27 protein-coding genes are annotated in these 22898 nt (G+C 45.5%); all 27 read left to right on the top strand.

Annotated features, from left to right (window positions below; translation table 11 throughout):
• The first annotated feature begins 198 nt into the window (after positions 1–198).
• The 27 genes from RIL182_RS10485 (at position 199) to RIL182_RS10350 (ending at position 22898) form a co-directional block, all read left to right on the top strand.
• Positions 199–663, top strand: coding sequence for a DUF6075 family protein (locus RIL182_RS10485; RefSeq protein ID WP_044999289.1), 465 nt, complete (start codon positions 199–201; stop codon positions 661–663).
• The gene (locus RIL182_RS21250; RefSeq protein WP_006858014.1) at positions 663–836 is read left to right on the top strand and encodes a hypothetical protein; all 174 of its coding nucleotides are present in this window, start codon (positions 663–665) and stop codon (positions 834–836) included. Before RIL182_RS10485 ends, RIL182_RS21250 begins: the two co-directional genes overlap by 1 nt.
• Positions 837–861: 25 nt before the next feature.
• Entirely contained in the window at positions 862–1644 is a 783-nt protein-coding gene (locus RIL182_RS10480) for a ParA family protein (RefSeq protein ID WP_055237909.1), read from the top strand.
• Positions 1637–2515 carry a ParB/RepB/Spo0J family partition protein gene (locus RIL182_RS10475; RefSeq protein ID WP_006858011.1) on the top strand — a complete coding sequence of 293 codons (879 nt, stop codon included), beginning with the start codon at positions 1637–1639 and terminating at the stop codon, positions 2513–2515. Before RIL182_RS10480 ends, RIL182_RS10475 begins: the two co-directional genes overlap by 8 nt.
• Before the next feature lie 16 nt (positions 2516–2531).
• Complete coding sequence (locus RIL182_RS10470; RefSeq protein WP_006858010.1) at positions 2532–3620, top strand: DUF6017 domain-containing protein; 1089 nt, start codon at positions 2532–2534, stop codon at positions 3618–3620.
• On the top strand, positions 3601–3927 hold the full coding sequence (locus RIL182_RS10465; RefSeq protein WP_006858009.1) for a DUF6050 family protein: 327 nt from the start codon (positions 3601–3603) through the stop codon (positions 3925–3927). Before RIL182_RS10470 ends, RIL182_RS10465 begins: the two co-directional genes overlap by 20 nt.
• A 17-nt stretch (positions 3928–3944) precedes the next feature.
• The gene (locus RIL182_RS10460; protein WP_006858008.1) at positions 3945–4691 is read left to right on the top strand and encodes a hypothetical protein; all 747 of its coding nucleotides are present in this window, start codon (positions 3945–3947) and stop codon (positions 4689–4691) included.
• A gap of 35 nt (positions 4692–4726) precedes the next feature.
• Positions 4727–5146, top strand: a complete 420-nt coding sequence (locus RIL182_RS10455; RefSeq protein ID WP_085980127.1) for a methionyl-tRNA formyltransferase — start codon at positions 4727–4729, stop codon at positions 5144–5146.
• 121 nt (positions 5147–5267) lie between these two features.
• The gene (locus RIL182_RS10450; RefSeq protein WP_044999310.1) at positions 5268–5456 is read left to right on the top strand and encodes a hypothetical protein; all 189 of its coding nucleotides are present in this window, start codon (positions 5268–5270) and stop codon (positions 5454–5456) included.
• Between the two features lie 81 nt (positions 5457–5537).
• Complete coding sequence (locus tag RIL182_RS10445) at positions 5538–6011, top strand: PcfB family protein (RefSeq protein WP_006858007.1); 474 nt, start codon at positions 5538–5540, stop codon at positions 6009–6011.
• 92 nt (positions 6012–6103) lie between these two features.
• Complete coding sequence (locus RIL182_RS10440; RefSeq protein ID WP_408638717.1) at positions 6104–7849, top strand: VirD4-like conjugal transfer protein, CD1115 family; 1746 nt, start codon at positions 6104–6106, stop codon at positions 7847–7849.
• 134 nt (positions 7850–7983) lie between these two features.
• Positions 7984–8124 carry a Maff2 family mobile element protein gene (locus tag RIL182_RS10435; RefSeq protein ID WP_002594237.1) on the top strand — a complete coding sequence of 47 codons (141 nt, stop codon included), beginning with the start codon at positions 7984–7986 and terminating at the stop codon, positions 8122–8124.
• A gap of 623 nt (positions 8125–8747) precedes the next feature.
• Complete coding sequence (gene tet(O), locus RIL182_RS10425; RefSeq protein ID WP_006858004.1) at positions 8748–10667, top strand: tetracycline resistance ribosomal protection protein Tet(O); 1920 nt, start codon at positions 8748–8750, stop codon at positions 10665–10667.
• Positions 10668–10736: 69 nt separating this feature from the next.
• Positions 10737–11957, top strand: coding sequence for a tetracycline efflux MFS transporter Tet(40) (gene tet(40) / locus RIL182_RS10420; RefSeq protein WP_044999308.1), 1221 nt, complete (start codon positions 10737–10739; stop codon positions 11955–11957).
• A gap of 183 nt (positions 11958–12140) precedes the next feature.
• The gene (locus tag RIL182_RS10415) at positions 12141–12305 is read left to right on the top strand and encodes an RNA polymerase sigma factor (protein ID WP_006858066.1); all 165 of its coding nucleotides are present in this window, start codon (positions 12141–12143) and stop codon (positions 12303–12305) included.
• Entirely contained in the window at positions 12298–12498 is a 201-nt protein-coding gene (locus tag RIL182_RS10410; protein WP_006858003.1) for a helix-turn-helix domain-containing protein, read from the top strand. Before RIL182_RS10415 ends, RIL182_RS10410 begins: the two co-directional genes overlap by 8 nt.
• Positions 12499–13084: 586 nt before the next feature.
• Positions 13085–13480, top strand: coding sequence for a plasmid mobilization protein (locus RIL182_RS10405; protein WP_109056364.1), 396 nt, complete (start codon positions 13085–13087; stop codon positions 13478–13480).
• On the top strand, positions 13452–15074 hold the full coding sequence (locus tag RIL182_RS10400) for a relaxase/mobilization nuclease domain-containing protein (protein WP_117566072.1): 1623 nt from the start codon (positions 13452–13454) through the stop codon (positions 15072–15074). The genes RIL182_RS10405 and RIL182_RS10400 overlap by 29 nt, the downstream gene beginning before the upstream one ends.
• Before the next feature lie 184 nt (positions 15075–15258).
• The gene (locus RIL182_RS10390; RefSeq protein WP_005927784.1) at positions 15259–15471 is read left to right on the top strand and encodes a hypothetical protein; all 213 of its coding nucleotides are present in this window, start codon (positions 15259–15261) and stop codon (positions 15469–15471) included.
• The gene (locus tag RIL182_RS10385; RefSeq protein WP_006859736.1) at positions 15461–16210 is read left to right on the top strand and encodes a phage replisome organizer N-terminal domain-containing protein; all 750 of its coding nucleotides are present in this window, start codon (positions 15461–15463) and stop codon (positions 16208–16210) included. Before RIL182_RS10390 ends, RIL182_RS10385 begins: the two co-directional genes overlap by 11 nt.
• A complete protein-coding gene (locus RIL182_RS10380) occupies positions 16207–17064 on the top strand; it encodes an ATP-binding protein (RefSeq protein ID WP_006859737.1) in 858 nt (285 codons plus the stop codon). The genes RIL182_RS10385 and RIL182_RS10380 overlap by 4 nt, the downstream gene beginning before the upstream one ends.
• Entirely contained in the window at positions 17061–17258 is a 198-nt protein-coding gene (locus RIL182_RS10375) for a transposon-encoded TnpW family protein (RefSeq protein WP_006859738.1), read from the top strand. The genes RIL182_RS10380 and RIL182_RS10375 overlap by 4 nt, the downstream gene beginning before the upstream one ends.
• Positions 17259–17392: 134 nt before the next feature.
• Positions 17393–19000, top strand: a complete 1608-nt coding sequence (locus tag RIL182_RS10370; RefSeq protein ID WP_134523290.1) for a recombinase family protein — start codon at positions 17393–17395, stop codon at positions 18998–19000.
• A 36-nt stretch (positions 19001–19036) separates the two neighbouring features.
• The gene (locus RIL182_RS22305) at positions 19037–19183 is read left to right on the top strand and encodes a Maff2 family mobile element protein (protein WP_082241409.1); all 147 of its coding nucleotides are present in this window, start codon (positions 19037–19039) and stop codon (positions 19181–19183) included.
• Between the two features lie 3 nt (positions 19184–19186).
• Positions 19187–20059, top strand: a complete 873-nt coding sequence (locus tag RIL182_RS10360) for a VirB6/TrbL-like conjugal transfer protein, CD1112 family (RefSeq protein WP_117831473.1) — start codon at positions 19187–19189, stop codon at positions 20057–20059.
• A gap of 12 nt (positions 20060–20071) precedes the next feature.
• A complete protein-coding gene (locus tag RIL182_RS10355) occupies positions 20072–20479 on the top strand; it encodes a PrgI family protein (protein ID WP_134523288.1) in 408 nt (135 codons plus the stop codon).
• Positions 20427–22898: a VirB4-like conjugal transfer ATPase, CD1110 family gene (locus RIL182_RS10350; RefSeq protein ID WP_134523286.1), complete on the top strand. Its 2472-nt coding sequence runs from the start codon at positions 20427–20429 to the stop codon at positions 22896–22898. The genes RIL182_RS10355 and RIL182_RS10350 overlap by 53 nt, the downstream gene beginning before the upstream one ends.

Below are 22898 nucleotides of genomic sequence, written 5' to 3'. Positions count from 1 at the left end.
TTCCAACTTGTATGGTACGACAGGAGTACGACAAAATAACCTATCTTAAAGGGTTAAAACAAACGATTTTAAATTAAAATCGAGTCAGTTCAAGTTCATATTTTGTACTATAAGGACATTTTTCTAAAAGAAATTTTAGAGGAATGTCCTTTTTTGTTATGGTCAACCGAACAAAATAAGAAAATGGAGGAAGTCAGTATGAACAGTACAGCGTTAGGAGCAGAAAAAGAAAATATTAACTTTATCAGTGAAGCACATGAGAAATTCTACTATGAAAAAATTCAGAAAGTTAGAGAAGCAGATGTATATCACAAGGCACTTTGCTATTGCATTGGAATGAACGAAGATACACGAAGAAATGTGGATAGAATTTATAATTTCAAGACTGGATGTGTAAAACCGGAGTGCCTGCATGAAGGCTGGCAGACCAGTGGAAGTGCAAAGGTTGTCAGAATGGCATTTAATCTGTATTGCAATGGGACACCGAGCGTGGATGATGAACAGGACACAGAGGAGCAGGTGGATGAGTGCCGGAGATATTCAGTAGAGGATTTGTTCTGCTGTTGCTATGCACCATATTTCTGGCAGGCAATACAGATTCGCTATCCGGAGTATGCCACATACAATAAAAATTTGTATGCAATGTTTGGAGGAAATGATTGATGTTAAAGATTCGGTTGATGGGAACAAAAAATGATATTACATGGTTCAAAAAAATCATGCAGAGACACCCAAAGGTAGAGGTTCTGGAAATGTCAGACCTCTATCCCAACAAGGGAACAGATAAATATTACAGATCGTATGTAGAAGTAAAAAAGAGCAATGTAAAAGAATAATAGTAGAATTTGGAGGAATTTCATCATGTGTAAAGTTATAGTAATCGGAAACCAGAAAGGTGGAGTTGGAAAGACCACCACAACAAGTAATCTAGGTATTGGACTTGCAAAAAAGGGGAAAAAGGTGCTTCTGATAGATGCGGATGCACAGGGAAGCCTGACAGCAAGTTTAGGCTTTCAGGAGCCGGATAAACTGGATGTATCTCTTGCAACCATTATGGCGAATATCATCAATGAAGAAGATATGGAGCCGGATTATGGCATCCTAAAGCACGACGAGGGTGTAGACCTTATGCCCGGCAATATAGAGTTGTCGGGATTGGAAGTATCACTGGTAAATGTCATGAGCAGGGAGCTTGTGCTTCGGACTTATATAGAACAGCAGAAAGAAAGGTATGATTACATTCTGATTGATTGTATGCCTTCCCTTGGCATGATTACCATAAATGCCTTTGCAAGTGCCGACGGCATCCTTATTCCGGTGCAGGCAGCATATCTGCCGGTAAAAGGTCTGGAACAGCTTATAAAGACCATAGGAAAGGTAAAAAGGCAGATCAATCCAAAATTGGAGATTGAAGGTATTCTGCTTACTATGGTTGATAACAGAACGAATTATGCAAAAGACATCAGTGCATTGGTTGTGGAGAATTATGGTAGCAAGGTAAGAATATTTGAAAACAGTATTCCGATGTCGGTAAGAGCTGCGGAGATTTCTGCTGAAGGTGTCAGCATTTATGAGCATGATCCAAATGGAAAAGTAGCGAGTGCCTATCAGTCATTGACAGAGGAGGTGCTTGCAGATGAATAAAACAGGAAGTGCCGCAAAGGTAAAACTGAACAGCTTCGATGATTTATTCGGAGATGGACAGCCACAGGCAGGAATAGAGCAGGTACAGGAAATTGCATTATCAGAACTGCATGAGTTCAAAGGTCACCCATTTAAGGTACTGGACGATGAAAAGATGCAGGAGACGGTGGAGAGTGTCAGAGAGCATGGCGTGCTGATGCCGGGTATTGCAAGACCAAGAGCTGAGGGCGGCTATGAAATTATTGCAGGACACCGAAGGAGACATGCGTGTGAGCTTGTAGGACTTGATACAATGCCGATGTTTATTCGTAATTATACGGACGATGAAGCCACGATTATCATGGTGGACAGCAATATTCAAAGAGAAGATATTCTTCCAAGCGAAAAAGCGAAGGCATATCGCATGAAATACGAAGCCATGAAGCATCAGGGAAGCAGAGCAGGTGGACTTACGCTGGACGAACTGGGAGGAGCTGCAGGAGAGAGTGCAAAAACTGTTCAAAGATATATATGGATTTCACGATTATCGGAACCGTTGCTTGATATGGTGGATTCGGGGAAAATAGGCATTATGCAGGCGGTGGACATCTCGTTTTTATCAGAGGATGCACAGCAATGGGTATTGGTTGCCATACAGGACACCAATGCTGTCATAACCAAACAGCAGAGTGCCATGCTGAAGGAAAGTGACAAAAAAGGAGAGTTGACCTTTCCAATGGTGCGTATGCTTCTGGAGAAAGAAAAGCCAGTAGAGCGTAAGGTTGTTATAAAAACAGAACGCATTAACAGTTATTTCCCGGATACATACAGCACAGATGATATAGAAAAAATAATATTTCAGCTATTAGATAACTGGAAAAATACGCAGTAGGAAGGAGGAGACGAGAATGGGAGAAATTTTGCAGCTAGACTATTATTACGGAATAGAAGCGGAACAGTTCTCATTCTATCGTGTTCCACGCCTGCTGATAAAGGACGAGAGATTTAAGAAGCTGTCCAGTGATGCAAAATTATTGTATGGACTTATGCTTGATCGTATGTCGCTGTCTATGAAAAATGAATGGTTTGACGATGAAAATCGTGCATACATCATTTATACCATAGACAGCATTATGGAGGATTTGGGATGCGCTAAGGAAAAAGCTGTTAAGGTATTGGCAGAGCTTGATTCTGTAAAAGGAATTGGTCTGGTAGAAAAGGTGCGCAGAGGACTTGGAAAACCGGATATAATTTATGTGAAAAATTTTGCTTCAATTTCAGAGCAGATGGACGAAAAAGAGCCTGCTAATGCTGATGAAATCACAGAAGTCGGAAAATCGAACTTCAAGAAGTCAGAAAATCGAACTTCTGGAAGTCAGAAAATCAAACTTCAAGAAGTCAGAAAATCGAACTTTCGGAAGTCAGAAAATCAAACCTCTGGAAGTTCGGAAATCGAACCTCAAGAAGTCGGAGAATCGAACCCTAATTATACTAACTATAATCAGACTTATATGAATCAGACTAATTATAACCATACTGAGGAGAGTTATAACAATCCTATCAATCAATCTGCAACAGAAAAGCCACAAGATGATGTGATTGATTCGATGGATGATGCACAGGCATACATAGAACTGATTAAAGAAAATATCAATTATGATCATCACATGAAGTATGATGGTTATGGTGAAAAAGAACTTTATGACGAATTATTTGGGATAATCTGCGAAGTAGTGTGCGTAAAGAGAAAATCAATCCGAGTTGCAGGTGAGGATTATCCGTATGAGCTTGTAAAATCCAGATTCTTGAAACTGAACAGCAGTCATCTGGAATATGTGATTGGTTGCATGAAAGAGACAACGACAAAGATTACAAATATCAAAGCGTATATGATAACAGCACTTTATAATGCACCAACTACGATAAATCATTTCTATCAGCAGGAAGTGCAGCATGATATGTATGGAGGTGGATGGCATGAAAAGGGTATTATTTAAGGTGATTTTGCCGCTGGCATTTGTTGCAGTATGGCTGAATATGTGTTACTGGATATGTCTGGGAGAGAACGGAGTAAACTGGTTTCAATTCTGGATTATGAGTGGATTTCCATTCGGCATACAAAAGATGCTCGTACTGCTGATACCTCGCAATTTTGGAATTGCAGGGAGCATTGGAGTGTTGGCACTTGACGCAGTCATAGGCGGCATGATCGGAGTGATTGTCCTTGCAATAAAAATTATTGCAATCATTAGGGAAGTAATCAATATCATAATGGAACTTGCAGGAAAGAGAATTTCTTGCTGAACAGGAGCAGGTATGAAATGAAAGTTTTTATACCTGCTTATTTTATAACTTCTGGTCACAGCGTCCAGAAGTGGAAAGGAACTGATATGGAATCAATGAGAGACACCAAGCGTATCATGGAGCGTGAAATCAAAAAAGGAAGCACACCATTATCTTTTGAACAAATGGAGATTGATACAAATAATTATCAAGAGATTACTTCTGTGGAGAAGCTGACACAGGTATTGCAGTACCTTCACAGGGTAGGCAATTACAAGTCTTTAGCGGGAAAAACGGTGATCAATAATGTTTACACTTTTATGCGTGGAAGGACACCTGATTTTACCAGAGCAAGAAGTATATTTGACCGGGAAAAGATATATCATCAGATGCTCCGGCAGGAAAGGAAGATGAGGCCTACTTATGAGGGAGACTGCTATATCGAAACAGCAAAGTGCTATTTTTCATTGCCGGAGGAATGGGAAAAGCATAAAATGATATATCTGAATAATGATGCGTATGGTTTTATCCTGTCGAATAAGTATATCTTGGGATTGTATAAGTATTGCAGGGAAGCAAGGCGGGATATTGCAATGGAAGCTCATGAAATACCGGAGAATACAAATACTGTTGTTCAACGGCTGATAAACATGGAAAATCTGGAAGTGTTATCACATTGTCTGCTGCTCGATGATGTATGGATAGAAGATAATCTGATCGGTGCAAAGATGTACACGATTTTCAAGTTAGGAATTTCTTCTCAAAGCACAGCTTTTCTGCTATAATGGGCATTAGCTTATTATGTCTGGAGGAAATGAATATGTGCGATGAAAATATGAATTTAGAAGAACAGGTTACTGAGCCTGTTGAGCCAAAGGTGGAAACAGAACCATTATTTGAGGAAATGGTGGATTTTGATACATTCAGCAAGTCAGATTTCCGTGTTGTAAAAGTAAAAGAATGTAGTGCTGTGAAGAAAAGCAAAAAGCTGTTACATTTTGTTTTAGATGATGGCACAGGAACAGACAGAATTATTCTCTCTGGAATCCATGCATATTATGAACCGGAGGAACTGGTCGGAAAGACATTACTTGCAATTACAAATTTACCACCTAGAAGTATGATGGGAATTGATTCCTGTGGTATGCTTTTATCCGCTGTTCATACAGTAAATGGAGAGGAAAAGCTTAATTTAGTTATGCTGGATGATGCAATTCCGGCAGGTGCAAAGCTCTACTAATCAAAAAGAATATAGAAAAATATACAGCGTTAAGGCAGATATGAGATCGAAAGATTTTGTATCTGTTTTTTTATTGCAACAACTTCTGGTCACGGCGTCCAGAAGTGGAAAGGAAAAGGAAATGAACAGAAAAGATGTGAAGAAATTATTGCTTGCTGTTATTGCTGTGGTAATTGTGGCAAAAATAGCAAGAGACATTATGAAAGCGAGAAAGCAGAAAGAAAATATTCCTGCTGATATATTCGAGGATTTTTATGAGGAAGAAATGAACTGGTGGGATAAAGACCTTGAGGAAGGGGAGGAGCAGTAAGTATGGCAATGAAAACACAGCTTCACAGGCTGTTGGTTCCACCCTAAATCAAGTTGGTGCAGATAAGGAAGGAGGTACACCGTGCAGGAGGAAACAACACAGAAAACCATTGCTCTTGCAATCAAGACTTCCAAACTGACCGCAAGCGTGTTACAGAAGGCGATGAAGATGTATCTGGAACACCAGAAGCATAAGGAGCCTTCCCATGGGAAAATCCCGGTAAAAAAGCTGGTCGGTCAGGGAGAGGGTGCAAAGTCCATTGAGGTTACGGATAGCAATATTAAATCCTTTGAGCGTGTTGCAAGGAAATATAATGTCGATTTCGCAGTAAAAAAGGATAAGACCATGGAACCACCCAAGTATCTTGTATTTTTCAAGGGCAAAGATGCCGATGTGATTGCACAGGCATTCAAGGAATTTGTAAAAGTTAATGAGAAAAAACAGCAGCGTCCGTCACTCAGACAGAAACTGAAAGGACTTCAGAAGATGATCGCACAGAATAAGAATAGGGAGCGAAGCAGAGAGAAAAATAAGGACAGGGGACAGAGCTTATAAGCAAGGTCATTGACGGGATTGTGAAAGATTTGCAGTCAATTCCGAAAACTCTCAAAGAAAAAACAAAAGGGGTAAATAAAAAGCAGCTTGCCCTGAAATGTGCTCCCTATGTGATCTTCGGGTATGTTCTGAATAAGGTTTCATGGCTGTATGGACAGCAGGCAGGTGATAACACCTTGCAGAAGGTGTTGGACACAATCAATGGGATTGGAGGTGCGTTCCATAATCCGCTACCAAGTTTTCTGCCGAGGGATTTACTGGTAGGAGTGGGATGCGGAATAGGATTTCGTATGGTAGTTTATTATAAAGCGAAAAATGCAAAGAAATTCCGGCAGGGAGTGGAGTACGGTTCGGCAAGGTGGGGAACTGCCAAAGACATAGAGCCTTATGTCGATCCGGTATTTGAAAACAACGTGCTTTTAACGGCAACGGAGCGTCTTATGATGTCCGGCAGACCAAAGCAGCCGAAGTATGCAAGGAATAAAAACATTCTTGTGATCGGTGGTTCCGGTTCCGGTAAGACACGCTTTTTTGTGAAGCCGAACCTTATGCAGATGCACAGTTCCTATGTGGTCACTGATCCGAAAGGCACTGTGCTGGTCGAATGCGGCAGGATGCTGTCTAAGAATGATTACCGGATTAAGGTGCTTAATACCATTAACTTTGCAAAATCAATGCATTACAACCCTTTCGCTTACATCCGGAGCGAAAAGGACATTCTGAAACTCGTAAACACAATCATTGTAAATACCAAAGGGGAAGGACAGCAAGCCTCTGAGGATTTCTGGGTAAAAGCCGAAAAGCTCTATTACACGGCACTGATCGCATATATCTGGTACGAAGCACCGGAGGAAGAACAGAATTTTTCCATGCTGATTGATCTGGTGGATGCCAGTGAAGCAAGGGAAGATGATGAAAATTTCAAAAATGCGGTTGACCTGCTGTTTGAGGAGCTGGAGCAGAAGAACCCAAACCATTTTGCGGTAAGGCAGTATAAGAAGTATAAACTTGCCGCAGGAAAGACAGCAAAATCTATTCTGATTAGCTGTGGTGCGAGGTTGGCACCATTTGACATCAAGGAGCTGCGTGACCTGACTGCTTATGATGAACTGGAGCTTGATACATTGGGGGAGAAAAAGACAGCACTGTTTGTCATTATCTCCGATACCGATGCCACATTCAATTTTATTGTAAGTATCATGTATTCGCAGTTATTCAACCTGCTTTGTGACAAGGCAGATGATGTATATAACGGGAGACTGCCGATCCACGTCCGGTGCTTACTGGATGAGTTTGCGAATATCGGGCAGATTCCACAGTTTGAGAAGCTGATTGCTACCATTCGTAGCAGGGAAATATCAGCTTCTATTATTTTGCAGTCAAAGTCACAGCTTAAGGCTCTGTACCGGGACAACGCTTCCACGATTGAAGGAAACTGCGACACAACCCTGTTTCTGGGAGGAAAAGAGAAAGATACTCTGAAAGACTTGGCAGAAATCCTTGGAAAAGAAACGATTGACCTTTATAATACCTCGGATACGAGAGGTACGAGCCAGTCCTACGGTCTGAATTATCAAAAGACTGGAAAGGAGTTAATGAGTCAGGACGAGATTGCGGTCATGGATGGCAGCAAGTGTATCATGCAGCTTAGAGGTGTGAGACCATTTTTCTCAGATAAATTTGATATAACGAAGCATAAGCAGTACCCACTGTTATCCGATTATGACAAAAAGAATGAATTTGACATTGAAAAATACGTGAAGAACCGCAACAGACTTCGTTTTAAGAGGAATGATGTGGTGGATGAGGTATGCGATGTCGGAGAAATTGCTGAGTAACTTCTGGTCACAATGTCCAGAAGTGACTTTACAACTAAATATTAGAACTATTGTTATGGGAGTTTTTCTGAAAAATCACAAATCAGAACAGCTCCCTTTTTTATTTTATTTTTCAAGAAAAAGGAGACAAACAAATGGGCTTTTTTACAACATCAGTAACAGGACTTAAAACAGTAGTAACTGCAATCGGAGCAGGTGTAGGCGTGTGGGGAGTTATCAATCTTCTCGAAGGATATGGAAACGATAATCCCGGTGCAAATGCTCATGTACGGTAAGGAAGCAAGCAACCGAAAACAAGAGATAGACCGCCAGCACTACACTATTCCGAACCAAAGACCAAAAGATAAGCATTGTGGGAAAATCTAAACTTTTGGATTTTCCTACAATGCCAACTACGGCGGAATCCCTCCCACTCCTTATATCTTTCTGTATACATTGAATTTGTATTTAGTAAAATGCAGACAACACCACGGATCGGCTTTTGGTTGGACAATTCCAACCAAACACCACAGCAGACAGCAGAAAACATTCTGAACGCTAGGAAGCCGGTATGATTGTTACATATAAGGGGAAGAAAAATTTCTTTTAGGTACTTGCTTTCCTAAAACTGATGTGATACAATGATTTAATCCAGAAAAGGAGTAAAAAATATGCGGCAAGGTATTCTTAAATAAACTGTCAATTTGATAGTGGGAACAAAAAGTAGCAGTCCCGTTTCACTTTTAATATGGGGCTTAGTTTTTTGTACCCAGTTTAAGAATACTTTTATCATGTAATTTTATATGCCCGAAAACATATAAGTGTTTTGGGGCTATTGGAGTTATTTACCCAGTGATAGGAGTATTTATCACTGGGTATTTTTATGCCCTTTTTTGGGTGTTGATAGGAGGAAAATCACATGAAAATAATTAACTTAGGCATTCTGGCTCACGTTGACGCAGGAAAGACAACATTAACGGAGAGTTTATTGTATACCAGTGGTGCAATTGCAGAACCAGGGAGCGTAGATAAAGGCACAACAAGGACAGATACAATGAATTTGGAGCGTCAAAGGGGAATCACTATCCAGACAGCAGTGACATCTTTTCAGTGGGAGGATGTAAAAGTCAACATTATAGATACGCCAGGCCATATGGATTTTTTGGCGGAAGTATACCGTTCTTTATCCGTATTAGACGGAGCAGTATTATTAGTTTCTGCAAAGGATGGCATACAGGCACAGACCCGTATACTGTTTCATGCACTACAGACAATGAAGATTCCGACAATTTTTTTCATCAATAAAATTGACCAAGAGGGGATTGATTTGCCAATGGTATATCAAGAAATGAAAGCAAAGCTTTCTTCGGAAATTATAGTGAAGCAAAAGGTTGGGCAGCATCCTCATATAAATGTAACGGACAATGACGATATGGAACAGTGGGATGCGGTAATTATGGGAAACGATGAACTATTAGAGAAATATATGTCAGGGAAACCGTTTAAAATGTCAGAACTGGAACAGGAAGAAAACAGGAGATTCCAAAACGGAACGTTATTTCCCGTTTATCACGGAAGCGCTAAAAACAATCTGGGGATTCGGCAGCTTATAGAAGTGATTGCCAGTAAGTTTTATTCATCAACGCCTGAAGGTCAATCTGAACTATGCGGGCAGGTTTTTAAGATTGAATATTCAGAGAAAAGGCGGCGTTTTGTTTATGTGCGTATATATAGCGGAACATTGCATTTGAGGGATGTTATTAAAATATCTGAAAAAGAGAAAATAAAAATCACAGAGATGTGTGTTCCGACAAACGGTGAATTATGTTCATCCGATACAGCCTGCTCTGGTGATATTGTAATTTTACCAAATGATGTTTTGCAGCTAAACAGTATTTTGGGGAACGAAATGCTGTTGCCGCAGAGAACATTTATTGAAAATCCTCTCCCTATGCTCCAAACAACGATTGCAGCAAAGAAATCTGAACAGCGGGAAATATTGCTTGGGGCACTTACAGAAATTTCAGATGGCGACCCTCTTTTAAAATATTATGTGGATACTACAACGCATGAGATTATACTTTCTTTTTTGGGGAAAGTGCAGATGGAAGTCATTTGTGCCATCCTTGAGGAAAAATATCATGTGGAGGCAGAAATAAAAGAGCCTACTGTTATATATATGGAAAGACCGCTTAGAAAAGCAGAATATACCATCCACATAGAAGTCCCGCCAAATCCTTTCTGGGCTTCTGTCGGGTTGTCCATAGAGCCGCTCCCTATTGGAAGCGGAGTGCAGTATGAAAGCAGAGTTTCACTTGGATATTTAAATCAATCGTTCCAAAATGCGGTTATGGAGGGGGTTCTTTATGGCTGCGAGCAGGGGCTGTATGGATGGAAAGTGACAGACTGTAAAATCTGTTTTGAATATGGATTGTATTATAGTCCTGTAAGTACCCCCGCAGACTTTCGGCTGCTTTCCCCTATCGTATTGGAGCAGGCTTTAAAAAAAGCAGGGACAGAACTATTAGAGCCATATCTCCACTTTGAAATTTATGCACCGCAGGAATATCTCTCACGGGCGTATCATGATGCTCCAAGGTATTGTGCAGATATTGTAAGTACTCAGATAAAGAATGACGAGGTCATTCTGAAAGGAGAAATCCCTGCTAGATGTATTCAAGAATACAGGAACGATTTAACTTATTTCACAAATGGGCAGGGAGTCTGCTTGACAGAGTTAAAAGGATACCAGCCAGCTATTGGTAAATTTATTTGCCAACCCCGCCGCCCGAATAGCCGTATAGATAAGGTTCGGCATATGTTCCACAAGTTAGCTTAACAGCTTGCAAAAGTCATATAAAATGAGATTTGAAAGGATTAGAGACTAATTATGATGAAATGTAACTTCATGTTTGCTAAAAATTCAAAGGCATATTCTGTCTACCTGCTGTTCCGATTTGTCTGTTCCCTGGCGGTTTCTATGTCCACAGTGCTTTCCATCGTGTACCACCTGGAGGTGGTGCAGCTGGATGCTTTCCAGCTTGTCCTGGTAGGGACGGTTCAGGAGACCTCCTGCTTTCTGTTCGAGATGCCCACCGGTGTGGTGGCGGATTTGTATAGCCGTCGGCGCTCGGTGCTGATTGGAATGTTCCTCTACGGCCTGGGCTTTCTGATGGAGGGTGCGCTACCGTGGTTCGCGCCGGTTCTGCTGGCCCAGGTTGTCTGGGGTTGCGGTGATACCTTCATCACCGGCGCTCTGGAGGCGTGGATTGCCTCGGAGGAAGAGGACAAACCCATAGACAAGGTGTTCCTGCGGGGCAGTCAAATGGGGCAAATCGGCGGCGTTCTGGGCGTGGTGCTGGGCACACTGCTGGGAAACATAAACCTGCAAATGCCTCTCATCTTGGGGGGCAGTTTGTGCTTGTTGTTGGGGCTGGTGATGGTTCGCATCATGCCAGAAACCAACTTCTCCCCTGCTATTGAGGAACGGCAGGGCTTGCTTAAAGACTTTGTCTGCCTGTTCAAGCTCAACCTGGGCTTTGTGAAAGGCGCACCTGTGTTGCTGGCGCTCTTAGCAATCACACTATGCGGGGGACTTGCCAGTGAAGGCTTTGACCGGCTCTCCACCGCTCATTTTCTGGATGACACGGTAATACCCGTTATCGGGCCGCTGAACAGCGTCACTTGGTTCGGTGTTATCAGTCTTATCGGCAGCGGCTTAGGTATTCTGGCTTCTCAGTTGCTCATCGCCCGCATGGAGAAAAAAGGGACTGTCAGCCGAACCAGTGTGGTCATGTCCACCAGCGCCGGGTATATCCTGTTCCTGGTTCTCTTCGCGGTGGGGCGGAGCTTTTGGTTCATGTTGTTGGTGTTCCTGCTGGCGGGGCTTATGCGCACCATCAAGGAGCCTGTGCTGGCCGCCTGGATGAACGACCATGTGGATGAGAAAATGCGCGCCACAGTCTTTTCCACCAGCGGACAGCTGGACTCTTTCGGGCAGATCATCGGCGGGCCTATTGTGGGGCTGGTAGCCCAGCAGGTGTCCATACCCTGGGGGCTGGTCTGTACCGCTTTCCTGCTGTTGCCCGCGCTGTTCTTAGTGCCGGTGGCGGGAAAGAAGCGGGATTGATATGGCATAGTTAAGTTTACTGACGAGCGGGAGATTACTTCCGCTCGTCTTCATTTAGTAGCGCAAAATTTGAGGACTCTTTATTTCCTTATTCGGTATAGCGGAGGCGGCTGTCAATTCGACATAATTTTCTTGTGATACTTTACCGTACATGAGCATTCTCTTGCGGCTGCTCTTGCCCGATTGCCGGAACAGACGCAGGAAGAAATCTTTTTGTACTACTTTCAGCACTTGACGCAGAAAGAAATCGGAGAACAAAGCGGCTGGACACGCAGCACAATCGGGCGGCATATACGGCTTGCCTTGAAGCGGCTGAAAGAGGAAATGGAGGTGCTGTCCCATGAGTAACCGACTTCTCCCCTATGACACTATCATAAAGGCACATGAGGGCGACCCCATAGCGATACAAGCCGTCCTTGACCGATACGCTGGATATATCCGCTACTTCTCTAAGATGAACGGCTATTACAACTCTGATATGGAGGACTACATCAGAACAAAGCTGATTGAAAGCCTGTTCAAGTTCCGGCTTGACCGATAACATAGAAACTGAATATCCCGCCGCCCCGCAGCGGCACATGAAGCAGTAAATCCGAAAAAGATTTGCTGCTTTTTTTGCGCTCATTTTTGGCAAATTTCCAAAAGTTCCGTATTAGATAGTGAAACCAAAAAAGGCTGCCGTTTTTTTTAGACAGCGGGCAAAACGCAGCTTCCGAAACGCCTTATTGTCGGGAAAGACCGAGCCGCCGGAAAAGTTCTTGCCGGAAAGTCCGTCATTTTTGCTTTTTGCGGTGTTGTAGGGAGTAAGAGGAAGAACGCCAGCCCGCAGCCTTTTATGAAAAAGCTGGTTATAGATTTTCTGAAAAAGTGGCAGTAGGAAGTGAACGGCAGTCCGGCAGTTTCTTAGAGCAAGATTCTACCGCAGTACCAAAATTCGCTTATCGCTCATTTTGCCCCTGCGGGAATCTTGTTGGGGAGTGCCTTCCCCAAACCCTGCCATGCGGCTTACGCCGCTTAAAAATCCCTCAAAATATTTTTTCGGATTTTTCAAAAACAGTTCCGCTTCACACCCTGTTTTTCTCCTATTAGTGAGAGGACACCATACACAGAAAGGAGGTCTGTCGACCATGAAACGATACAACACACCGCACCGCAGCCGGGTAGTCAAAACACGCATGACCGAGGAAGAATACGCCGAGTTTGCAGAAAGGCTTTCTGCCTACAACATGAGCCAAGCCGAGTTTATCCGGCAAGCCATAACCGGGGCAGCCATACGCCCCATCATAACCGTTTCTCCCGTCAATGATGAGCTGCTTGCCGCTGTTGGGAAGCTGACCGCCGAATACGGCAGGATCGGCGGCAACTTAAACCAGATAGCCCGGACGCTGAACGAGTGGCACAGCCCCTACCCGCAGCTTGCCGGGGAGGTACGGGCGGCGGTTTCCGACCTTGCTGCCCTAAAGTTTGAAATCTTGCAGAAAGTGGGTGACGCTGTTGGCAACATTCAAACATATCAGCTCTAAAAATGCCGACTATGGCGCAGCGGAAGCCTACCTCACATTTGAGCATGACGAGTTTACCATGAAGCCCACCCTTGATGGAAACGGGCGGCTGATACCGAGGGAGGATTACCGCATTTCTTCCCTCAACTGCGGGGGCGAGGATTTCGCTGTTGCCTGTATGCGGGCGAATCTCCGCTATGAGAAAAATCAAAAACGGGAAGATGTGAAAAGCCACCACTATATCATCAGCTTTGACCCACGGGACGGGACAGACAACGGCTTGACCGTAGACCAGGCGCAGGAGCTGGGCGAGAAGTTCTGTAAAGAGCATTTCCCCGGACACCAAGCCCTTGTATGCACCCACCCGGACGGGCATAACCACAGCGGCAATATCCATGTGCATATCGTCATCAACTCCCTGCGAATTTATGAAGTCCCGCTTCTGCCCTACATGGACAGACCAGCCGACACAAGGGCGGGCTGCAAGCACCGCTGCACCAATGCCGCTATGGAATATTTCAAGAGTGAAGTCATGGAGATGTGCCACCGGGAGGGGCTTTACCAAATCGACCTCTTGAACGGTAGCAAGGAACGGATAACAGAACGAGAGTACTGGGCGGCAAAGAAAGGGCAGCTTGCCCTTGATAAAGAGAACGCCACCAGAGAAGCCGCCGGACAGCCGACCAAGCCCACCAAGTTTGAAACGGACAAGGCGAAGCTGCGCCGGACGATACGGCAGGCACTTTCCCAAGCTACCAGCTTTGACGAGTTTTCTTCCCTTTTGCTGCGGGAGGGCGTGACCGTCAAGGAGAGCCGAGGGCGGCTTTCCTACCTCACGCCGGACAGGACAAAGCCTATCACAGCCCGGAAGCTTGGGGACGATTTTGACAAGGCTGCTGTCCTTGCCCTGCTTACACAGAACGCCCACAGAGCCGCCAAACAGACCAAAGCCATACCCGAATACCCTGTCGCAGTTAAAAAGCCGTCACAAGGGGAAAAACCCACAAAAACCACCCCGGCAGACAACACCTTGCAGCGCATGGTTGACCGGGAAGCCAAGCGAGCCGAGGGCAAGGGCGTGGGCTATGACCGCTGGGCGGCAAAGTACAATCTAAAGCAAATGGCGGCTACCGTTACCGCCTACCAGCAGTACGGCTTTTCTTCCCCGGAGGAACTGGACGAAGCCTGCTCTGCTGCCTATGCCGCCATGCAGGAAAGCCTTACAGAGCTGAAGCAGGTGGAAAAGACGCTGGACGGGAAAAAGGAGCTGCAACGGCAGGTGCTTGCCTATTCCAAGACCCGCCCTGTCCGGGACGGGCTGAAACAGCAGAAAAACGCCAAAGCAAAAGCAGCCTACCGACAGAAGCACGAAAGCGACTTTATCATAGCAGACGCAGCCGCCCGCTATTTCAAAGAAAACGGCATTTCCAAGCTGCCGGGCTATAAAGCCCTGCAAGCCGAGATTGAAAGCCTTATCCAAGAGAAAAACAGCGGCTACAACGATTACCGGGCAAAACGGGAGGAATACCGCCGCTTACAGACTGTCAAGGGCAATATCGACCAGATTTTACGCAGGGAACGCAAGCCTGTGAAAAAGCAGGAACAGGAGCGATAAAAACCGCCCCCAAATGTACCCGAACCCATACAGAACAAGGGGGCTGCCCCGTACCCTATCCGCAATACCAAAGGATTTTTTAACGGGCTTACAGGGCAGAAAAACCCCGAAAATGATACCGAGATGATACAGAATTACCGCCGATACCGTCACACCAGCGGAAACGGCAGAAAGGAGCGCACCCATGCCAAGAATGAGCAAGAAACGGCGGCTGGAATGGTCTTTTTTCCTGCGGCAAGTGAAAGTCGGGAATACCACCTGCGACCGTATCACATACAACGACCTCTGCCGGGGCTGTACCCATAGCTGCAAGCAGAGCTTCCGGGCGGTTATCATACTCTGCCCCCGCTACTACTCCAAACGCCGGAAAAAGGAGGACAGGGACAATGGCAGATAACCGCAAGTATTACTACCTCAAGCTGAAAGAGAACTTTTTTGACAGCGACTCCATTGTGCTGCTGGAAGATATGAAAGACGGGATTTTATATTCCAATATCCTCTTGAAGCTGTACTTAAAATCGCTGAAAAACGGCGGGAAGTTGCAGCTTGACGAGCATATCCCCTACACAGCGCAGATGATAGCGACACTGACCCGCCACCAGATAGGGACGGTTGAAAGGGCTTTAGAGATTTTCCGGCAGTTGGGGCTTGTGGAGCAGCTTGACAGCGGGGCTTTTTATATGACCGATATTGAGCTGATGATAGGACAGTCCTCTACCGAAGCCGAGCGAAAACGGGCTGCAAGGCTGGAAAACAAGGCACTTTTACCGTCTCGGACAAAAGGCGGACATTTGTCCGACATTCGTCCACCAGAGATAGAGATAGAGTTAGAGAAAGAGATAGAGATAGAAAAAGAGAGAGAGGGAGAAACGGGACACCCCGCCCCCGCCGCTTATGGCAGATACAACAATGTGATACTGACCGATACAGAGCTTTCCGGGCTGAAAACAGAGCTGCCCGACAAGTGGGAGTATTATATTGACCGGCTTTCCTGCCATATCGCTTCCACCGGGAAGCAGTACCACAGCCATGCAGCCACCATTTACAAGTGGGCGCAGGAGGACGCTGCCAAAGGCAAGGCTGCCCCGAAACAGGGCATACCCGATTATTCATGCAAGGAGGGTGAGAGCTTATGAGAAACGAGATTGAAGCTATGATTACGGACATTACAGCCACTACCGCCGAAGCGGAGGACTACACAGGCGAGGACGGGCTTTTATACTGCGGCAAGTGCCATACGCCCAAAGAAGCCTACTTTTCAAAAGAAACCGCCCAATGGTTAGGGCATGACCGACACCCGGCAGAGTGCGACTGCCAGCGGGCAGCCCGTGAAAAACGGGAAGCCGCTGAAAGCAGACAGAAGCACCTTGAAAAAGTGGAGGACTTGAAACGCCGGGGCTTTACCGACCCTGCTATGCGGAACTGGACATTTGAGCATGACAACGGCAGAAACCCGCAGACCGAAACCGCCCGCTTTTATGTGGAGAGCTGGGAAACCATGCAGGCTGAAAATATCGGCTACCTGTTTTGGGGCGGCGTGGGGAAAGGAAAAAGCTACCTTGCCGCCTGTATCGCCAACGCCCTTATGGAGAAAGAGGTTGCCGTCTGTATGACAAACTTTGCAACAATACTCAATGACCTTGCTGCCAGCTTTGAGGGCAGGAACGAATATATTTCCCGCCTTTGCAGCTATCCCCTGCTGATACTTGATGATTTCGGTATGGAGCGAGGGACAGAATACGGGCTGGAACAGGTTTACAGCGTGATTGACAGTCGTTACCGAAGCAGCAAGCCGCTGATCGCCACGACCAACCTCACGCTGGAGGAATTGCAGCACCCGCAGGACACGCCCCACGCCCGTATCTATGACAGGCTGACTTCCATGTGCGCCCCCGTCCGCTTCACGGGCAGCAATTTCCGAAAGGAAACCGCACAGGAAAAGCTGGAACGATTAAAGCAACTGACGAAGCAGCGAAAGGAGAGCCTATGACAGAAACCAAACAGACAAGCACCACCAAAACAGACCGCCGCCCGGACTGTGTAACGGAAATCCGCATGGGCAACTCCGTCCTTACCGTTTCCGGATTCTTCAAGCAGGGCGCAACCGACACCGCAGCCGACAAGATGATGAAAGTGCTGGAAGCGGAAGCCGCCGCAGGACACAAAGCCCAGCTTTCGCCTTAACGCTACAAGCCGCACAGAAAAATCGTCATTTTACCGGGCGGTAAAGAAGCAGAAGCCGCTATACAGACAGCCGCCCCATGTGGTATAATCGAAATACGGAATAGTGGGGCTGGCTGTCGGAAACGGAGGATTTTATGTTAAGACAGACCACCCAGAAAATCACTGCCCTTTATCCAAGACTATCCCATGAGGACGAGCTGCAAGGCGAGAGCAATTCCATTTCCAACCAGAAGCGTATTCTTGAAACCTATGCAAAGCAGAACGGCTTTTCCAATCTGCGCTGGTACACGGACGACGGTTATTCTGGTGCGAACTTTCAAAGACCCGGTTTTCAAGCCATGCTTGCGGACATTGAAGCCGGAAAAGTCGGGACAGTTATCGTAAAGGATATGTCGAGGTTAGGGCGAAACTACCTGCAAGTGGGAATGTACACGGAAATGATTTTCCCACAGAAAGGTGTCCGCTTCATCGCTATCAATGACGGAGTGGACAGCGCACAGGGCGACAATGACTTTGCCCCGCTGCGGAATATCTTTAACGAATGGCTGGTGAGAGATACGAGCAAGAAAATCAAAGCAGTAAAACGCTCAAAAGGCATGAGTGGCAAGCCCATCACAAGCAAGCCTGTGTATGGCTACCTCATGGACGAGGACGAAAATTTCATTATTGACGAGGAAGCTGCACCCGTAGTCAAGCAGATATACAACCTCTGCCTTGCCGGGAACGGTCCGACTAAGATAGCCCGTATGCTCACAGAGCAGCAAATCCCCACGCCGGGGACGCTGGAATACCGCAGGACGGGCAGCACCCGCCGCTACCACCCCGGCTATGAGTGCAAGTGGGCGACCAATACCGTTGTGCATATCCTTGAAAACCGGGAATACACGGGCTGCCTGGTAAACTTCAAGACGGAAAAACTCTCTTACAAAGTCAAGCACAGCGTAGAAAACCCGGAGGAAAAGCAAGCGATATTCGAGAACCACCACGAGCCTATCATAGACACCCAAACATGGGAACGGGTGCAGGAGCTTCGCAAGCAGCGCAAACGCCCCAACCGCTATGATGAAGTGGGCTTGTTCTCCGGCATACTGTTCTGTGCAGACTGCGGCAGTGTGATGTATCAGCAGCGATACCAGACGGACAAGCGCAAGCAGGACTGTTATATCTGCGGCAACTACAAGAAACGCACCCATGACTGTACGGCGCACTTTATCCGCACCGACCTCTTGACCGCTGGTGTACTCTCCAATCTGCGGAAAGTGACCAGCTATGCGGCAAAGCATGAAGCCCGGTTTATGAAGCTCCTGATTGAGCAGAACGAGGACGGGGGCAAGCGCAGGAACGCCGCCAAGAAAAAGGAGCTGGAAGCCACCGAGAAACGCATAGCCGAGTTATCCGCTATCTTCAAGCGGCTGTATGAGGACAGTGTGACCGGGCGCATATCAGACGAGCGTTTCACAGAGCTGTCGGCAGACTATGAAGCAGAACAACGGGAGCTGAAAGAAAGAGCCGCCGCTATCCAAGCGGAGCTTTCCAAAGCACAGGAAGCCACCGTGAACGCAGAAAAGTTTATGAATGTTGTCCGGCGGCATACCAGCTTTGAAGAACTTACCCCTACTCTGCTGCGGGAGTTTGTAGAGAAAATCGTTGTGCATGAGTGCAGCTATGACGAGAACAAGACCCGCAGACAGGACATTGAGATTTATTATTCTTTTGTTGGCAAGGTGGACTTGCCCGAATAACCGCCCGACCTATCCGACACAAGAGCTAAGTGCCGGATAGGAACGGCAAAATTTTTTACACTTCTATTACTTCTTTATCGCACATCAATAAAATCACAGGGCATCAAACAGCTTATGAGTGGCGGTGGCATCATCATTGTGGCACAGACGGTAATTCCACAGCTTACCACTCTGTTTTCATAATTCATGGGTGGGATCATTGATAAGATTACTGAATTCATAAAGGAACTGTTGCAGGGGTGGGTTCTGACCAACTTTGAAACCATGTTTACCGATGTTAATGACAAGGTAGGCACGATTGCAGGGGAGGTCAGCAAAACTCCCAGCACTTGGAACTCCGGTATTTTTGACATGATAAAAACCCTGTCCGATAACGTGATGATTCCCATAGCGGGAATGATCATCAGTTTTGTACTCGTCTACGAGCTTATTTCCATGGTTATTGACAAGAATAACCTGCATGACTTCAATACGGCAATTTTTATCCGTTTTTTTATGAAAGCGTGTATTGCAGTCATGCTGTTAAGCAAGACTTTTGACATTGTAATGGCGGTATTTGATGTGGGAAGCCACATCGTCAATTCCGCAGCGGCAGCAATCAGCGGGGAAACCAGTATTGATGTTTCAAGTACGCTGCAAACGATGTTCAATGAGCAGTTTTCGGAGATGAGCATAGGCGAGCTGTTAGGACTGGGGATGGAGACCATGATCGTCAGTTTATGTATGAAAATCATGTCAGTCCTTATCACCGTCATTCTTTATGGGCGAATGATTGAAATATATCTTTATGTATCAGTAGCACCCGTTCCCTGTGCAACCGTAACCAACCGGGAATGGGGAACGATAGGAACCAATTATTTTAAGGGACTTTGCGCCCTTGCATTTCAGGGATTTTTTATGATGGTGTGTGTCGCTATCTATGCAGTGCTTGTGGCTGGTGTGGCAGTATCCGACAACCTGCATACGGCACTCTGGTCGGTGGCAGCATATACCGTTATTTTATGCTTTTCCCTGTTTAAGACAGGTTCGTTGTCAAAATCTATCTGGAATGCGCACTAAGGGAGGAACGACATGGCAATATCTGTGCAGGTGCCAAAGGATTTGTCCGGTATCAAGACAAAAGTGGCACTGAATTTAACAAAGAGACAGATTATCTGTTTCAGTGGTGCGGCAGTAACGGGCATCCCGCTGTATTTTTTGACGAAGGGACTGATCGGGACATCAGCCGCATCACTTCTTATGATGGGAGCAATGCTTCCGTTCTTCTTTTTTGCGATGTATGAGAAAAACGGGTTTCCGGCGGAGAAGATTTTGTATTTTATGCTCCGGCAGAAGATACTCACACCGGGCATAAGACCATACCGGACAGAGAACTTATACAAGCAGTTGGAAGAGAAAGAAAAAATACGAAGGGAGGTTCGTTATCTTGAAGAAAAAGCAAAAGGCAGAACCGGAAAGCCGCAGAAAAAGCAGTTATAAAGGCAATAGCAGGAACAACAGTAAAAGTGGCGGTCTTACCTTTTCAGAAAAGAAGCGTCTTATACAGTTAAAGCATATTTTATCGGGAAAGAGCATTGAGAAAGAAAAGCCGACTACCGCACAAAGGACGATCACTTTTGAAAAGATGTTCCGTGATGGTATCTGTCAGGTCAGCCACCGTTATTATACAAAGATGGTGGATTTTTTTGATATAAACTATGAGCTTCTGGAAGTGGATGACCAGGCGGACATACTGGCACAGTACAGCAAGCTTATCAATTATTTTGATCCGTCTGTGAAGTTTGAACTGGTGCTTTTCAACAGGCAGGTCAACGAGCAGATGCTTACAGAACAGTTTGACATTCCGTGGCAGGAGGATGATTTTAACGACATCCGTGAGGAATACACGGAGATGTTAAAGAAGCAGGCGGCAAAGGGCAACAACGGTATCATCAAATCAAAATATCTGATTTTTGGTGTAGAAAGCAACGGCTACAAGGAAGCCAAGAGCCGCCTTAACAACATTGAAAAAGATGTCATACGGAACTTAAACAACATAGGAACCCTTGCGAGGGGACTGGACGGAAAGGAAAGACTGCGCATCCTGCATGAATATTTTAATCAGGATACGATGGAGCCTTTCCGTTTTTCATTTAAGGATTTGGCAGAATCCGGTAAGTCGGTCAAGGACTATATTGCACCGCCGGGATTTGATTTCCGCTATCCGAACCGCTTTAAGTCAGGGAATATGTATGGCTGTGTGTCCTATCTGGATATTATCGCACCGAAGTTTACGGACGAGCTGATCAAGCATCTTCTGGATATTGATGCTAATCTTACGATTTCCATGCACATGCAGACGGAAGATCCGGTAAAGGCAATCAAGAAGTTAAAAGCGGTCATTTCCAATATCCAGAAGATGAAGATTGAGGAGCAGAAAAAGGCAGTCCGAAGCGGTTACGATATGGATATTCTTCCAACGGATATTGTGACCTATGAAAAGGATACGCTGGAATTTCTGGATGATTTGAATACGAGCAATCAGAAGATGATCAATATGACATTCCTTATTACCTGTTATGGCAGAACCAAGCGGGAACTGGAGAGCTTAATGCAGAGAGTGTCCGGTATCATTCAGCAGGCAAACTGTGACCTCAGATGTTTACAGTATTTACAGGAGCAGGGCCTTATGGCATCTGCACCGATTGGGTGCAATGAAACCGGAATTGAGCGTACCCTTTCCACAAAGAGTACCGCAATCTTAGTACCATTCTGCACACAGGAATTATTTATGCCTGCACCGGCAATCTATTACGGATTAAATGCACTCAGCAACAACATGATCATGGCAGACCGCAAAAGGCTCCGTACACCAAACGGAGTTATCTTAGGTACTCCCGGAAGTGGTAAGAGTTTTAGTGCAAAGCGTGAGATTTTAAGCTGTTTTCTTATCACAAAGGACGATATTATCATCTGCGATCCGGAGGGAGAGTATTTTGCTCTTGTGGCAGCACTACATGGACAGGTGGTAAAACTTGCCACCAATTCCAAAGACTATCTGAACCCTATGGATATACAGTTATCCCATAAGGGGGATAAGGAAGCGTTAAAGCTGAAATCCGATTTTATCATTACATTGTGTGATCTGATTGCAGGTGGCAAGGACGGTCTGGAGAATGATGAGAAAGGTATCATCGACGAATGCATCCGTCATATTTACGATAAATATTTTGAAAATCCGGTGCCGGAAAATATGCCGCTGTTGGAGGATTTATATGATGCCCTGTTAGCACACAAAAATCCAAAGGCAGAGCGTATCGCAAACAGCCTTGTGCTGTATGTGCATGGTTCACAGAATTACTTCAACCACCATACCAATGTGGACAGCGGCAACCGTATCATGTGCTTTGACATCAGAGACTTGGGAAATCAGTTGAAAGAGCTGGGTATGTTAATCGTGCAGGATGCGGTTTGGAACAGGGTATCGCAGAACAGGGAGCGAAAGATTGCTACCCGTTATTACTGTGATGAGTTCCACCTTCTTCTGAAGGAGAAGCAGACAGCTATTTATTCCGTGGAAATCTGGAAGCGTTTCAGAAAATGGGGCGGTATTCCGACAGGTTTGACGCAGAACGTGGGCGATTTTCTTCGTTCTGAGGAGATTGAAGGTATTTTGGGTAACAGCGATTTTGTGTATCTGTTAAATCAGAATGCCAAAGATCAGGCAATTCTCGCTGATAAACTGGGACTATCTGATAAGCAGCTTTCCTATGTCACCAACTCCGAGCCGGGAAGTGGTCTGATACTGTTTGACAATGTGGTAATTCCATTTGTAGACAAATATCCGACAGACACCAAGACTTACAGAATTATGAATACCAAGCCGGAGGAATCGGTGCAGAAGGAGGACGCAATATAA

The sequence above is a fragment of the Roseburia intestinalis L1-82 genome, assembly GCF_900537995.1.
Classification (GTDB): domain Bacteria; phylum Bacillota; class Clostridia; order Lachnospirales; family Lachnospiraceae; genus Roseburia; species Roseburia intestinalis.
The sequence above is the reverse complement of the archived record's forward strand: the minus strand, read 5'-3'. Positions and strand labels throughout refer to the sequence as shown.

What these genes read in the sequence shown, in the direction of transcription:
- RIL182_RS10485 (WP_044999289.1), top strand. Translation starts at nt 199, where the DNA reads ATGAACAGTACAGCGTTAGGAGCAGAAAAAGAAAATATTAACTTTATC.
- RIL182_RS21250 (WP_006858014.1), top strand. Translation starts at nt 663, where the DNA reads ATGTTAAAGATTCGGTTGATGGGAACAAAAAATGATATTACATGGTTC.
- RIL182_RS10480 (WP_055237909.1), top strand. Translation starts at nt 862, where the DNA reads ATGTGTAAAGTTATAGTAATCGGAAACCAGAAAGGTGGAGTTGGAAAG.
- RIL182_RS10475 (WP_006858011.1), top strand. Translation starts at nt 1,637, where the DNA reads ATGAATAAAACAGGAAGTGCCGCAAAGGTAAAACTGAACAGCTTCGAT.
- RIL182_RS10470 (WP_006858010.1), top strand. Translation starts at nt 2,532, where the DNA reads ATGGGAGAAATTTTGCAGCTAGACTATTATTACGGAATAGAAGCGGAA.
- RIL182_RS10465 (WP_006858009.1), top strand. Translation starts at nt 3,601, where the DNA reads ATGAAAAGGGTATTATTTAAGGTGATTTTGCCGCTGGCATTTGTTGCA.
- RIL182_RS10460 (WP_006858008.1), top strand. Translation starts at nt 3,945, where the DNA reads ATGAAAGTTTTTATACCTGCTTATTTTATAACTTCTGGTCACAGCGTC.
- RIL182_RS10455 (WP_085980127.1), top strand. Translation starts at nt 4,727, where the DNA reads ATGTGCGATGAAAATATGAATTTAGAAGAACAGGTTACTGAGCCTGTT.
- RIL182_RS10450 (WP_044999310.1), top strand. Translation starts at nt 5,268, where the DNA reads ATGAACAGAAAAGATGTGAAGAAATTATTGCTTGCTGTTATTGCTGTG.
- RIL182_RS10435 (WP_002594237.1), top strand. Translation starts at nt 7,984, where the DNA reads ATGGGCTTTTTTACAACATCAGTAACAGGACTTAAAACAGTAGTAACT.
- RIL182_RS10410 (WP_006858003.1), top strand. Translation starts at nt 12,298, where the DNA reads ATGAGTAACCGACTTCTCCCCTATGACACTATCATAAAGGCACATGAG.
- RIL182_RS10405 (WP_109056364.1), top strand. Translation starts at nt 13,085, where the DNA reads ATGAAACGATACAACACACCGCACCGCAGCCGGGTAGTCAAAACACGC.
- RIL182_RS10390 (WP_005927784.1), top strand. Translation starts at nt 15,259, where the DNA reads ATGCCAAGAATGAGCAAGAAACGGCGGCTGGAATGGTCTTTTTTCCTG.
- RIL182_RS10385 (WP_006859736.1), top strand. Translation starts at nt 15,461, where the DNA reads ATGGCAGATAACCGCAAGTATTACTACCTCAAGCTGAAAGAGAACTTT.
- RIL182_RS10380 (WP_006859737.1), top strand. Translation starts at nt 16,207, where the DNA reads ATGAGAAACGAGATTGAAGCTATGATTACGGACATTACAGCCACTACC.
- RIL182_RS10375 (WP_006859738.1), top strand. Translation starts at nt 17,061, where the DNA reads ATGACAGAAACCAAACAGACAAGCACCACCAAAACAGACCGCCGCCCG.
- RIL182_RS10370 (WP_134523290.1), top strand. Translation starts at nt 17,393, where the DNA reads ATGTTAAGACAGACCACCCAGAAAATCACTGCCCTTTATCCAAGACTA.
- RIL182_RS10360 (WP_117831473.1), top strand. Translation starts at nt 19,187, where the DNA reads ATGGGTGGGATCATTGATAAGATTACTGAATTCATAAAGGAACTGTTG.
- RIL182_RS10355 (WP_134523288.1), top strand. Translation starts at nt 20,072, where the DNA reads ATGGCAATATCTGTGCAGGTGCCAAAGGATTTGTCCGGTATCAAGACA.